The sequence below is a fragment of the Flavobacterium endoglycinae genome (assembly GCF_017352115.1).
Classification (GTDB): Bacteria; Bacteroidota; Bacteroidia; order Flavobacteriales; family Flavobacteriaceae; genus Flavobacterium; species Flavobacterium endoglycinae.
Genome location: NZ_CP071448.1, coordinates 3,889,622 through 3,901,794, shown reverse-complemented (window position 1 = coordinate 3,901,794; position 12,173 = coordinate 3,889,622). Strand labels below are relative to the sequence as shown.

The 12,173-nt window shown below is 33.5% G+C and carries 13 protein-coding genes; 6 read left to right on the top strand and 7 right to left on the bottom strand.

The window, feature by feature from the left end; translation table 11 throughout:
* The first annotated feature begins 95 nt into the window (after positions 1–95).
* From J0383_RS17385 to J0383_RS17370, 4 genes are all read left to right on the top strand, one after another.
* Positions 96–1,277, top strand: a complete 1,182-nt coding sequence (locus J0383_RS17385) for a thiolase family protein (protein WP_207295242.1) — start codon at positions 96–98, stop codon at positions 1,275–1,277.
* Between the two features lie 144 nt (positions 1,278–1,421).
* The gene (locus J0383_RS17380) at positions 1,422–1,772 is read left to right on the top strand and encodes a four helix bundle protein (RefSeq protein ID WP_207295241.1); all 351 of its coding nucleotides are present in this window, start codon (positions 1,422–1,424) and stop codon (positions 1,770–1,772) included.
* A 55-nt stretch (positions 1,773–1,827) separates the two neighbouring features.
* Entirely contained in the window at positions 1,828–3,633 is a 1,806-nt protein-coding gene (locus J0383_RS17375; protein WP_207295240.1) for an acyl-CoA dehydrogenase family protein, read from the top strand.
* Between the two features lie 277 nt (positions 3,634–3,910).
* On the top strand, positions 3,911–5,005 hold the full coding sequence (locus J0383_RS17370) for a glycoside hydrolase family 18 protein (RefSeq protein WP_207295239.1): 1,095 nt from the start codon (positions 3,911–3,913) through the stop codon (positions 5,003–5,005).
* 69 nt (positions 5,006–5,074) lie between these two features.
* On the opposite strand, the gene J0383_RS17365 is transcribed toward J0383_RS17370, so the two are convergent.
* The 3 genes from J0383_RS17365 to J0383_RS17355 form a co-directional block, all read right to left on the bottom strand.
* Positions 5,075–5,560, bottom strand: coding sequence for a hypothetical protein (locus J0383_RS17365; protein WP_207295238.1), 486 nt, complete (start codon positions 5,558–5,560; stop codon positions 5,075–5,077).
* Between the two features lie 97 nt (positions 5,561–5,657).
* Positions 5,658–6,170 (bottom strand): DUF4251 domain-containing protein, encoded by a 513-nt coding sequence (locus J0383_RS17360; protein WP_207295237.1) that lies wholly within the window; start codon positions 6,168–6,170, stop codon positions 5,658–5,660.
* 7 nt (positions 6,171–6,177) lie between these two features.
* Positions 6,178–6,573, bottom strand: a complete 396-nt coding sequence (locus tag J0383_RS17355; protein WP_239023092.1) for an META domain-containing protein — start codon at positions 6,571–6,573, stop codon at positions 6,178–6,180.
* Between the two features lie 249 nt (positions 6,574–6,822).
* Between J0383_RS17355 and J0383_RS17350 the strand changes: the two genes are divergently transcribed.
* Positions 6,823–7,350 carry a superoxide dismutase family protein gene (locus J0383_RS17350; protein ID WP_207295235.1) on the top strand — a complete coding sequence of 176 codons (528 nt, stop codon included), beginning with the start codon at positions 6,823–6,825 and terminating at the stop codon, positions 7,348–7,350.
* 109 nt (positions 7,351–7,459) lie between these two features.
* Positions 7,460–8,662 (top strand): LETM1-related biofilm-associated protein, encoded by a 1,203-nt coding sequence (locus J0383_RS17345; protein ID WP_207295234.1) that lies wholly within the window; start codon positions 7,460–7,462, stop codon positions 8,660–8,662.
* Between the two features lie 39 nt (positions 8,663–8,701).
* Here the strand turns inward: J0383_RS17345 and can are convergent, their stop codons facing one another.
* The 4 genes from can to J0383_RS17325 form a co-directional block, all read right to left on the bottom strand.
* Positions 8,702–9,337: a carbonate dehydratase gene (gene can, locus J0383_RS17340; RefSeq protein WP_207295233.1), complete on the bottom strand. Its 636-nt coding sequence runs from the start codon at positions 9,335–9,337 to the stop codon at positions 8,702–8,704.
* A 121-nt stretch (positions 9,338–9,458) separates the two neighbouring features.
* Positions 9,459–11,108 carry a SulP family inorganic anion transporter gene (locus J0383_RS17335; protein WP_207295232.1) on the bottom strand — a complete coding sequence of 550 codons (1,650 nt, stop codon included), beginning with the start codon at positions 11,106–11,108 and terminating at the stop codon, positions 9,459–9,461.
* A 79-nt stretch (positions 11,109–11,187) separates the two neighbouring features.
* A complete protein-coding gene (locus J0383_RS17330; RefSeq protein ID WP_239023091.1) occupies positions 11,188–11,469 on the bottom strand; it encodes a hypothetical protein in 282 nt (93 codons plus the stop codon).
* A gap of 131 nt (positions 11,470–11,600) precedes the next feature.
* Positions 11,601–12,080: a Dps family protein gene (locus J0383_RS17325; RefSeq protein ID WP_207295230.1), complete on the bottom strand. Its 480-nt coding sequence runs from the start codon at positions 12,078–12,080 to the stop codon at positions 11,601–11,603.
* Positions 12,081–12,173: the final 93 nt, after the last annotated feature.

Sequence of the window (12,173 nt, the reverse complement as noted above, 5' to 3'; positions counted from 1 at the left end):
AAAAAGAAGAAAGAAGCAAGAGAAAAGACAAAACTCTGTTTTGAAATCTTGCTTCTTGCATCTTTCTTCTACCAATCTTAAAAAACAAAAAACAAATGAAAACAGCATATATAGTAAAAGCATATAGAACAGCAGTTGGAAAAGCTCCAAAAGGTGTTTTTAGATTTAAAAGACCTGATGAATTAGCTGCGGAAACCATTCAGTTTATGATGAATGAACTGCCTGATTTTGACAAAAAACGTATTGATGACGTTATGGTTGGAAATGCAATGCCAGAAGCAGAACAAGGACTTAACGTTGGTCGTTTGATCTCTTTAATGGGATTAAAAGTAGAAGACGTTCCTGGAGTTACAGTAAACCGTTACTGTGCATCTGGATTGGAAACTATCGGAATGGCAACGGCTAAAATCCAATCAGGAATGGCAGATTGTATCATTGCTGGTGGTGCAGAAAGTATGAGTTATATTCCGATGGGAGGTTACAAACCAACTCCGGATTATAAAGTTGCTGCTGCAGGTCACGAAGATTACTACTGGGGAATGGGTCTCACTGCCGAAGCGGTTGCTAAACAGTACAATGTTTCCAGAGAAGATCAGGATGAGTTTGCTTACAATTCTCACATGAAAGCTTTAAAAGCACAAGCAGAAGGAAAATTTGACAAACAAATCGTTCCAATTACGGTTGAGCAGACTTTCATTAACGAAAATGGTAAAAAAGAAACGAAATCATACGTAGTGAATAAAGACGAAGGACCAAGAGCTGGAACTTCTAAAGAAGCTTTAGCAGGCTTAAGACCCGTTTTTGCTGCGGACGGAAGTGTAACTGCTGGTAACTCTTCTCAAATGAGCGACGGTGCTGCTTTCGTTTTAATCATGAGTGAAGACATGGTAAAAGAATTAAACCTTGAGCCAATTGCACGTTTGGTAAACTTTGCTTCTTCTGGTGTCGAGCCAAGAATTATGGGTATTGGACCTGTGAAAGCAATTCCGAAAGCCTTAAAACAAGCAGGATTAACATTAAACGATATCGAATTAATCGAATTAAACGAGGCTTTTGCTTCTCAAGCTTTAGCTGTAACTCGTGAATTAGGCTTAAACCCAGATATCGTAAACGTAAACGGTGGAGCAATTTCTTTAGGACATCCTCTAGGTTGTACTGGCGCTAAACTTTCTGTTCAGTTATTTGATGAGATGAAACGCAGAGGTAATAAATACGGAATTGTTTCTATGTGCGTAGGTACTGGGCAAGGAAGTGCGGGGATTTACGAAGTTCTTTAAAAAGAGAATAGAATATAGAATAAAGAGAATAGATGTTTTCTTGATAAGAAAGAGATATACTTTTTGGAATGATAAAAAGTTTCGAAAACAAATAAAATAGTAAAATTCTTACTTTTTATTTTCTTACCTTGAACTCAAAAAAACATGAGACATAATTATAAGAACTTAAAGATTTGGAAGATCGGAATAGCAATTGCCAATGAAATTTCAGACATATTAATAGAATTTCCAAAACATGAACGATACGATTTAAGTTCTCAAATAAGCAGATGTTCGGTTTCGATGCCTAGTAATATTGCTGAAGGATCTTCAAGAACTGATAAGTCTTTTAGTCACTTTTTAGACATCTCTCTTGGCTCTTCATTTGAACTAATTACACAATTATTGATTGCTAAACATAGAAAATATATAAACGAGATACAATTTAACCAATTAGAAATTAAAATAGAAGAATTCCAAAGAATGACAATGGGTTTTCAAAACGGACTAAAGTAAAAGTCTATTTTCTATACTCTATATTCTATTTTCTTTCATAAAAAACAAAAACAAAATGGCAGATACAATCGAAAAAAACGTGACTCGTGGCGGTCAGTTTTTGGTTAAAGAAACAAAATGCGAGGATATCTTTACACCAGAAGATTTCTCAGAAGAGCAGTTAATGATGCGTGACTCTGTAAAAGAGTTCGTAGACAAAGAATTATGGGCGCATAAAGATCGTTTTGAAAAGAAAGATTACGCGTATACGGAAGCTTCTATGCGTAAAGCTGGTGAATTGGGACTTTTAGGAGTTGCGGTTCCAGAAGAATACGGCGGATTAGGAATGGGATTCGTTTCTACAATGTTAGTTTGCGATTACATTTCTGGAGCAACAGGTTCTTTCTCTACAGCTTTTGGTGCTCATACCGGAATTGGAACTATGCCAATTACACTTTACGGAACTGAGGAACAAAAGAAAAAATACGTTCCGAAATTAGCTTCTGGAGAATGGTTTGGTGCTTATTGTTTAACAGAGCCAGGCGCAGGATCTGATGCTAACTCAGGAAAAACAAAAGCAGTTTTATCTGAAGATGGAAAATACTACTCTATTACAGGTCAAAAAATGTGGATTTCGAATGCAGGTTTCTGCAGCTTGTTCATCGTTTTTGCTCGTATTGGAGATGATAAAAATATTACAGGTTTCATCGTAGAAAATGATCCCTCAAACGGAATTTCTATGAATGAAGAAGAGCATAAATTAGGAATCCGTGCTTCTTCTACTCGTCAGGTTTTCTTCAACGAAACAAAAGTTCCGGTTGAAAACATGTTATCTGAAAGAGGAAACGGTTTCAAAATCGCAATGAATGCTTTAAATGTTGGACGTATTAAATTGGCAGCTGCTTGTCTTGATGCACAAAGAAGAGTGACTTCTGGAGCTGTAAAATATGCTAATGAAAGAATTCAGTTCAATACTTCTATTTCATCTTTTGGAGCTATCCGTTCTAAATTGGCTGAAATGGCAACAAATGCTTACGCTGGAGAAAGTGCTTCTTACCGTGCTGCAAAAGACATCGAAGACAGAATCGCAGCTCGTGAAGCAGAAGGAACTTCTCACCAAGAAGCAGAATTAAAAGGTGTTGAAGAATACGCTATCGAGTGTTCTATCTTGAAAGTAGCGGTTTCTGAGGATGTTCAAAACTGTTCTGACGAAGGAATTCAGGTTTTCGGTGGAATGGGATTCTCTGAAGATACTCCGATGGAAAGTGCTTGGAGAGATGCTCGTATCGCGCGTATCTACGAAGGTACAAACGAAATCAACAGAATGCTTTCTGTAGGAATGCTGATCAAAAAAGCAATGAAAGGACACGTTGATTTACTTGGACCAGCAATGAAAGTTCAAGAAGAATTAATGGGAATTCCATCTTTTGATACTCCAGATTTCTCAGAATTATTCTCTGAAGAAAAAACAATTATAGCCAACTTAAAGAAAGTTTTCTTAATGGTTGCTGGAAGCGCTGTTCAAAAATACGGTCCAGAATTAGATTCTCACCAACAGTTATTAATGGCAGCGGCTGATATCTTAATCGAAATCTACATGGCTGAAAGTACAATCTTGAGAACTGAGAAATTAGCAAAATCTCAAGGTGAAGATAAAGTACAAGAGCAGATTGCAATGGCAAAATTATACTTGTACAAAGCCGTAGATATTGTAAACTTAAGAGGAAAAGAAGGAATTGCGTCATTCTCTGAAGGAGATGAACAACGTATGATGTTAATGGGACTTAAACGTTTCACAAAATATACTAATCTTCCAAACGTAGTAGCGTTGAGAGATAAAATTGCAGATAAATTAGTAGCAGAAAACACTTACTGCTTCTAATATCACGATAGTTTTTAGCTTTTAATTTGTTTAAACCCGCACTTGTCCGAAACTGTGCGGGTTTATTTTTTCACACAACTTAACGTAAACGGTATAAGTATTATAAGTCTATTTTATCTCGTTTTACTGAGTCTAAAAAATGAACTTATATCATTCATAAGCAACATTCATTTCACAAATCTTTATTAAAATTGATTTTATGTTACTAGATTCATAGCAAACATTCAATTCTAATGTTTTATCTTTAACGCTTTAAAACTCCAAAAAACAATAAACAATGAAACAAATCAATTTATTCGCCTTTATCTTCTTGTGCATTTTTGCCACAAACATCCACGCACAGAAAAACAAAAAAATGGACATTATAGCTTACTATACAGGTGACTCGAAACTTATCGATGAATACGAAGTCAATAAATTGAATCAAATTATCTTTAGTTTTTGTCATTTAAAAGATGGAAAATTAAGCGTTGATTCGGCAAAGGATTCTATTACTATTAAACATTTAGTTTCACTTAAATCTAAAAATCCGCAGTTAAAAATTGTACTTTCCCTTGGCGGATGGGGAGGCTGCGAACCTTGCTCTCAAGCTTTCTCTACAGCCGAAGGAAGACTAAAATTTGCTAAATCAGTAAAAGAAGTAAGCGATTATTTTAAAGTTGACGGTTTAGATTTAGATTGGGAATATCCTGCCATCGAAGGTCTTCCTGGACATTTATACCAACCGGTTGACAAACCTAATTTTACTGAATTAATCAAAATTTTACGTTCTACTTTAGGAAAAAAATACGAACTAAGTTTTGCTGCCGGAGGTTTTCAAAAATATCTAGACGAATCAATTGACTGGCATGCAATAGCTCCTTTGGTAAATCGTATCAATATTATGAGTTACGATTTAGTAAACGGATATTCTACTGTTACTGGACACCACACGCCTTTATACAGCACAAACCCAAAAGAAGAATCTACAGACCGTGCGGTTACTTATTTATTAAATCAAGGAGTTCCTGCTGAAAAATTAATCATAGGAGGTGCATTTTATTCTAGAACTTGGAAAAATGTAGAAAACATCAACAATGGATTATATCAAGCGGGAGAACATATTCAAGGTGTTGATTTTAAAAACTTTGCCTCTACTTATACAGAAGCAAACGGATGGAAATATTTCTGGGATGACAAAGCAAAAGCACCATACTGGTATAATGCACAAACTAAAACATTTGCAACTTCTGACGATCTTAAATCTATTAAAGCTAAAACTGAATATGCAAAAGCTAAAAAACTTGGCGGTATTATGTTTTGGGAATTGACTTTAGACACTTTTAGAGACGGAATGGTAAATGCCATCTATGAAGTAAAAACAGCTAAATAAATACAGCATTAAATAAAAAAAACGGCAGTAACTCTTGGAGCGACTGCCGTTTTTCTTTTTATATAAAAGTTATTGAATTTTAGTTTTATCCAATTCTCCAATAAACGGAATAGATTCTAAAATCTCTGCTCTGATTATAGTCTGCAGATATACTTCAAGCTGAATGAATTTTGCTGCATTAATAGCTCCAATTGCTTTTTTAGCTTTTGAATACGTTTTGCAATATAGTTTTTCGTAACTAATATGATTTTTTAAAGTTCCTTTAGCCAGCTCGTCGGCTTTAGCATTAGTCAAAGTTTCATAATTCGCAGCGTAATCATTTATAAGTTGAAATTTGGTTTGTCCGAGGGCTTTTCTCTTTGTTTCATAATCATCATAAACTTTTGTAAAAGCAGCAGATTGTGCATCAGACAAATTCATATACTGTTTTACCAAATCACTTTTAGATTTTCCGTAAACACTTTGTAAAACATCTACATCTTCTTTAAAGGAAGACTGTGCATAAGATGAAAACATGGCAAAAGCCATCATAAAAATAAGACTTACTTTTTTCATAGTTTCGATTTTTAAATTTTGTTTCTAAATAATTATGCATTCTGATTGTTAACTCATTACACTATTTTAAGCCTTATTCAAAACAAAAAAATCAATTCTACTTTTTATCTGTTTTGGGAGCGCTTATTTCTCCATCATAAAAAATTGGTGATCTGTTGTTGCTGTTTACTGAAAGTGAAGTTCCGCCATCAAAAAAAATCGTGAACATTAAATCATAAACGTCATCTTTTCCTTTTACAGTTGTTTTCAATATAAAACTCTTCTTTTTCTTTTCAATTTTAAGGTTCTCAGGTTTGCCTTCAAATTTAATTCCACCGTCACTTCCATAACCAACATTAAATCCACGTCCGAAAAAAGGAAGATCACAAGTTGTTTTTTCTTCATTAAATTTCAAAAAATACACTCCGTAATCTAAATTAATCAACCTTCCACCCTGTGGTGTCAATTTTTGTGCTTCAAAAACAAAATTCTTAGCATCAATTAGGGCTTCGATTTCTTTTTGTTTTTTCAGCTCCTTTTCAGCTTTAAGTTCTTTTTTTGTTTTTTCCTGTCCGTAAACCGAAAAACTCAAAATACTTATAAGCATTACAATGTATATCTTCGTTTTCATTCGATTATTATTTTCTTGTAAATCTCATTACTGCAATATCTCCCGAAATAAAATTGAGCGTTTTGCCGTCATCTGTAATATCATATGAAGTGACTTTTTGAAGTGTATTCATATAAATCTTCTCTCCCTGCCCGTCTAAACACATCATTTTGGTAGACATCATAGGCTGTGTAAAATCAATTTTGTTTCCATCCAAAACTAATTTCCCTGAATATGTATTACAGCTGTTATTTCCAGAAACTCGATTTTCTTTCAAATCGAAATTAATACTTGGTTTTTTATTTGGGTACAAACCATCAAAAGCAATTTTTGGACCGGTGATATAATTAAGCTCCCAGCTTCCTTCTAATTGCGAAATATTACTTTTTTTGTTTTTAGTACAATTACAGGAAACTGCTATCATACTTATAAAAATGAAGGAAAAAATCTTTTTCATCATAACCTTAAGAATTAAATATGAGTGAATTAGAGATTAATATTTTCAGAAATTATTCGTTAAATCACTTACGAATTTAAACAATATTTTCCGGTTTTGAACTCAATCGATCTTAAATTATAACGTATAGTTTGACTTTTTTTTAACTTTTTGAGTTAATCAATTCCGTTATTTTATGTTAAATTTACTTAATCTTTAATTTAATTGCCCATTCATATGAAAAAATTAATCGTATCATTCGCTATAATTTCAGCCTTAATTATTGGTTGTAAAACAAATACAAAATCAAATGATGCTAAAACACTAACTGTAGCATTAGAACCAAAAAGTAATAGTAAAGTAGCCGGAACAGCGACTTTTACTGAAAAAAACGGACAAGTAACTTTTACTGCTAAAGTAAGCGGTTTAGAGCCGGGAGTTCACGCCATACACATTCACGAAAAAGCAGATTGCAGCTCGGCAGATGGAAGTTCTGCAGGCGGACACTGGAACCCAACTTTCAAAAAACACGGAAAATGGGGAGTTGGAGAATATCATAAAGGTGATATTGGAAACTTTACAGCTGATGCAAAAGGTAACGGAACAATCACTTTTACTACTGACGAATGGTGTATTGGTTGCGACGACGCTACTAAAAACGTAATCGGAAAAGGTTTAATCGTACACCAAGGAACAGATGATTTTACAACTCAACCGACTGGAAATGCTGGAGGACGAGTAGCTTGTGCAGGAATCATTAAATAAGAAAAAATTATAATAACCACTATTTTTCACAAAAATCTAGTGGTTATTTTATTTTAATATATTCTGTAACAAGAAAAAGATATAGCTTTGCAGTTATAAATGTAATGCAATGATTAACCCATCAGCACACGGCTGGATAGATAAATTTTTTAGTGAGCAGAAGTTTTCAGAGGCAATCCCTTTTGAGACTACAGATTCGTTCTACTATAAAGTGAGGGAAACCGGCTTTATATACGGCCATATTATTGCAATTGATTCACAAGTTCCCATCGCTATAAAAGGCTGGTTTAAAACTGAAATCTCTAAAGTAGCTTTATTAAATACACTTTACCATGTATTTTGTTTAGAAAAAAGGAATTCCGAACCTAGAAACTTTATCAATGAAGTTTTAAAATTCTACAAACAGATGAATCCTGAAGGGTTTAATTTGTTTAAAATGTTACTCCCAAAAGATACGCCTTCTTTATCGCTAGAAACCATAATTGACGAAAGAGTTCAAACAAATGACAGTATCATCAGTAAAAACTTTTCGCATTTGGTAACCAATGCGCTTTTATTTATTGATGTTTTGGCCTTTAGAAAATATTTGGAGCACGGAGAAATTCCGGAAAAATATCTAAAACGTATTGAAGAAACCGTGTTGGGAATTGTAGGCTTGGCTTTAAAAACCAAAACTGTAAAATCGCAGCACGACGATTTATTAATTAAACTTTTCGAAGCTTCAATCCGATATTCGAAATTTTCGAAAGTTACGGTTGAAACCTTAGAAACATTGCACCTCGATTACTTCAAAAACAAATTAGAGCAATATTATTTAATTGATATGGCTGGAATGGCGCTTTGGAGCGATGGTGTTGTAGAAAACGAAGAATCGTACTTTTTATATTCACTGGGTTCAACAATGGGAGTTTCTGATGATTTTGTAACTCAAAGCATCAGTACAACCAACACATTTATTACCACTCATAAGCAGAAAATTCCGTATTTCAATTATTCAAATCCTGTAAAACATTTTTATGACCAGATGACGCACAGCGTTATGAAATTAATCGTAAGAAATAAAAACAGATTGATTAAAGAAATTGTTCAAAGTAAGGAATTAATGGTTTTACTGGCTTATTCAACAACTCGAGATCTTGATCCGAAAGAAAAAAAGAAAGTCAAAAAACAACTTTTGGATATTTGTAAAACCATACCATCATTAACAATTTTCCTGCTTCCGGGCGGAAGTTTATTACTGCCGATATTAATTAAGTTTATTCCAACTATGTTACCATCTGCCTTTAATGAAAATTTAGATGAAAACGAATAAAAAAAATCGCCCTCTTGAGGCGATTTTTTTCTTTTTATATTAAAGATCAAGCTGATAAACTTCATCCAGTTCTTCGTTTGAACTAATCGTTACATTTAAATCGGTTACGAAACCAGAATTTAATCCGTACACCCATCCGTGAAGCATTAAATCTTGGCCATTTTTCCAAGCGCCCTGCACAATTGAAGTTTTTGCCAGATTGTAAACCTGTTCTTTTGCGTTGATTTCTACGAATGTGTTGAAACGCTCTGTTTCGTCTTCAATAGAGTTCAAATACTTGTCGTGTAAACGGTATTCATCTTTAATGTGACGAAGCCAGTTATCAATAATTCCAACTGATTGTTTACCCATTGCCGCTTTAACACCGCCGCATCCGTAATGTCCGCATACAATCACGTGTTTTACTTTTAAAACATTTACTGCATAATCCAGTACACTTAACATGTTCATATCTGAGTGCACTACCATGTTGGCAATATTTCTGTGCACGAAAACTTCACCTGGTTTAGCACCGATAATTTCGTTTGCAGGAACACGGCTGTCAGAACAACCAATCCATAATAAAGGCGGAGATTGTCCTTTTGCCAAATCAGCAAAATAATTAGGATCTTTCGCTAACGAATCCTCGACCCATTTCTTGTTGTTCTCAAGTATTTGTTTATAAAACTCTCTCATTTTTTTTTAGTTTTTTGTATTATCAATGCTTAAGCATATCAAAAAGACTTTTAATTTTTGTAAAGTTATTTAAATTTTGATAGTTCTCAAACCTGATAAATATCTTTTGATATAATTTGTTTTAAAAATCTTCTTTGACTTCTTCTTTTCTTACGACTTCTCTTTTTACAATATCGTAATAATGCTCTATAGTAACATGATTACCGTTTTCAGGAGTATTTTCTAATTCATAAGCTTCTTTAAAACCAGTTAGTTTTACGGTGATGTTTTCATCAACAGCACGGGTTTCTTTAAATTCACGAATTAAATCCAGAACATCATGCGCGATATATTCTGTATCATGAGCATTGATAATTACTTTTGAATTTTCAGGAATATCATTTAAGGTCTGCTTAATAGCAGCTTTATTAAGGAAAGAAACTTCCTGAGCTAAATCGATATGAATGATATCGCCATCTTCGTATTCTTCTTTTTTAAAGTTGTAAGCTCTTTTCAGGTTTCCTCTTAAAACGAAAATGATACTAATGATAATTCCTAACGCAACACCTTTTAGCAAATCTGTCGCAACGACAAAGACCAAAGTTGCAATGAAAGGGATAAACTGGTATTTTCCTTTTTCCCAGAAATGCATAAAGGTTGCTGGTTTAGCTAATTTATATCCTACCAAAATCAAAACGGTAGCCAGTGTTGCCAACGGAATTTTGTTTAAAATGGCAGGAATAGATAAGACGCTTATTAATAAAAGCACACCGTGAATAATGGTAGACATTTTTGATTTTGCCCCTGCATTATTATTCGCAGAAGATCGAACCACAACCGAAGTCATAGGAAGTCCTCCTAAAAGTGCACTTACCATGTTACCAATACCTTGAGCTCTTAACTCGACATTGGTGTTTGTATAACGTTTTTGAACATCCATTCTATCAGATGCTTCAATACATAAAAGTGTTTCAATAGAAGCTACAATGGCAATTGTAACAGCTACAACCCAAACTTGCGGATTTGTAATAGCAGTGAAGTTTGGTGCAACAAGAATTGATTTAAATTCATCAAAAGATTTTGGAACAGGCAAGGAAACCAAATGGTCTTTTGCAATTGCCAATGAGCTACCTGTAGATATAAAAATTTCATTTAAAATTACTCCTAGAATAACGGCTACAAGAGCTCCCGGAACCAATTTTAATCGCTTTAAAAAAGGTATTTTATCCCAAGAAATAAGTACAGCAAGTGATAGTAACGACACTACAACTGCGCCTAAATGAATATGATTTAAGACATCAAAAAGAAATGAAAATGAGTTGCTTCCATCATTTTGAATGAAAGCTTGATCTCCTTCAAAATCTGCATCGTAACCAAATGCGTGCGGAATTTGTTTTAGAATAATAATAATTCCAATACCCGCCAGCATTCCTTCTATTACGTTGGTTGGAAAATAATTGGATATACTTCCGGCTTTTAAAAATCCTAATGCTAATTGAATAATTCCTGCAATGAATACTGACAGCAAAAACACATCAAAAGCGCCAAAATCAGTAATAGCAGTCAAAACAATAGCTGTTAAACCGGCAGCTGGACCAGAAACACTAATATGTGACTGGCTTAAATATCCTACCACTATACCTCCAACAACACCCGCAATAATTCCAGAAAATAACGGCGCTCCAGAAGCCATTGCAATACCTAAACACAATGGAAGAGCCACCAAAAAAACCACTAACCCTGAAGCAAAGTCAGACTTAAGGTTGGCAAAAAGATTGATTTTTTTTGTCATAATACAATACTAAAAAATTGATACATAAAGATCTAACTGCATTTATTTAAATACAGCTGCTTTTAAACAATCGGAAGTATTATACTAAATTGGGAGGTGGAGCAAATATGCTCGGAGAAATGTTATCTAATTTTACGATATTTTCAGAAATGATCGTTTTCTTCTCGATATAAACCGGAATTAAAATTTCATGTTCTAAAATTGTAGGATGAACTATAGATTTCAGTTCTTTATGAACTTCTTCTTCGGCAATACTAAAAGACACGCAGGAATTATTGCCTTTCTTGATCGCCTGAACAATAGTTGGGGTCGACAAAAAGGCTATAAATATGAATAATAATATGCGTGCTACTAATTTCATTGAAACAAAAATAACGTTAAACAAATAAAATCAAAGCCAGGAAGTAAAATTTTTATACAATTTTAACAAAAATTAAAAAGCAGAATAGTCAAAACTGACTATTCTGCTTTAATACAGTAGCAAACAAATCATTACAAGCTTTCATCTAGCCATGCATTCATCATCCAGATCGTTTTTTCCTGCTCTGAAATGAAGTCACTCATCATAGAATTTGTTCCTTCGTCATTGATTTCTCCAGATTTGTCTAATATTTCTCTTTCGATTTTTAACAAATCAGATAATGAATTTACAATCAACTGAACTGCTTTTTCGTCATTTGAAATATTTTTCCCAACCGTTAATTTGTTGTTTTTAATATAGTCGTCAAAAGTATGCAAAGGGGTTCCTCCTATGGTTAAAACCCTTTCGGCTATCATATCTATTTTTAATTGAGCATCAGTATATAATTCTTCAAATTTTACATGCAAATCAAAGAAACGTTTTCCGCGAATATTCCAGTGAATTCCGCGCAGATTTTGATAGTAAACCTGAAAATTTGATAATAATGTATTTAATTCTTTTACTAATAATTCTGATTCTTTTACAGGCAACCCTAAAATATTTGTTTTCATAATCTTATTTTTTACACTAATTTACTACAAATTTAAAGTAAGTTTGAAAAATTTTATATAATTAAAAATTATATTTTCTTATTTTTGCATCAA

What these genes read in the sequence shown, in the direction of transcription:
- can (WP_207295233.1), bottom strand. Translation starts at nt 9,337, where the DNA reads ATGAGAGAGTTTTATAAACAAATACTTGAGAACAACAAGAAATGGGTC.
- J0383_RS17380 (WP_207295241.1), top strand. Translation starts at nt 1,422, where the DNA reads ATGAGACATAATTATAAGAACTTAAAGATTTGGAAGATCGGAATAGCA.
- J0383_RS17330 (WP_239023091.1), bottom strand. Translation starts at nt 11,469, where the DNA reads ATGAAATTAGTAGCACGCATATTATTATTCATATTTATAGCCTTTTTG.
- J0383_RS17360 (WP_207295237.1), bottom strand. Translation starts at nt 6,170, where the DNA reads ATGAAAACGAAGATATACATTGTAATGCTTATAAGTATTTTGAGTTTT.
- J0383_RS17370 (WP_207295239.1), top strand. Translation starts at nt 3,911, where the DNA reads ATGAAACAAATCAATTTATTCGCCTTTATCTTCTTGTGCATTTTTGCC.
- J0383_RS17335 (WP_207295232.1), bottom strand. Translation starts at nt 11,108, where the DNA reads ATGACAAAAAAAATCAATCTTTTTGCCAACCTTAAGTCTGACTTTGCT.
- J0383_RS17345 (WP_207295234.1), top strand. Translation starts at nt 7,460, where the DNA reads ATGATTAACCCATCAGCACACGGCTGGATAGATAAATTTTTTAGTGAG.
- J0383_RS17375 (WP_207295240.1), top strand. Translation starts at nt 1,828, where the DNA reads ATGGCAGATACAATCGAAAAAAACGTGACTCGTGGCGGTCAGTTTTTG.
- J0383_RS17355 (WP_239023092.1), bottom strand. Translation starts at nt 6,573, where the DNA reads ATGATAGCAGTTTCCTGTAATTGTACTAAAAACAAAAAAAGTAATATT.
- J0383_RS17325 (WP_207295230.1), bottom strand. Translation starts at nt 12,080, where the DNA reads ATGAAAACAAATATTTTAGGGTTGCCTGTAAAAGAATCAGAATTATTA.
- J0383_RS17365 (WP_207295238.1), bottom strand. Translation starts at nt 5,560, where the DNA reads ATGAAAAAAGTAAGTCTTATTTTTATGATGGCTTTTGCCATGTTTTCA.
- J0383_RS17385 (WP_207295242.1), top strand. Translation starts at nt 96, where the DNA reads ATGAAAACAGCATATATAGTAAAAGCATATAGAACAGCAGTTGGAAAA.
- J0383_RS17350 (WP_207295235.1), top strand. Translation starts at nt 6,823, where the DNA reads ATGAAAAAATTAATCGTATCATTCGCTATAATTTCAGCCTTAATTATT.